This is a genomic window from Vibrio marinisediminis (assembly GCF_014050145.1).
In the GTDB taxonomy this organism is placed as follows: domain Bacteria; phylum Pseudomonadota; class Gammaproteobacteria; order Enterobacterales; family Vibrionaceae; genus Vibrio; species Vibrio marinisediminis.
The window spans coordinates 1-231 of sequence record NZ_JACFYF010000384.1 but is presented as its reverse complement, the minus strand read 5'-3'; the positions used below and the strand labels follow the sequence as shown (position 1 = coordinate 231).

The window sequence follows — 231 nt, the reverse complement described above, 5'->3', positions numbered from 1 at the left end:
AAAGATAAAGGCATTGTTAAACAATTTAATACTAAAACTCATCCTGATTTTTCAAGCAATAATATTAGAGTAATAACCGAAGATGTCTATGGAAATTTATGGTTAGGAACAGAGAATGAGGGGCTTATTAAACTAAATGTTTCAACTGGACTAATAACTCCCTATAAAAAGAAGGAAAAGGACAATAATTCATTATCCAATAACAACATTAAATCTTTATACTACGGCCCT

The 231-nt window shown here is 29.4% G+C and carries 1 protein-coding gene; it reads left to right on the top strand.

Features of this window, described 5'->3' with window-relative positions; all coding sequences use genetic code 11:
- Positions 1–231: two-component regulator propeller domain-containing protein (locus tag H2O73_RS24415; RefSeq protein WP_182110853.1), on the top strand; the 231-nt coding region annotated here is incomplete at both ends.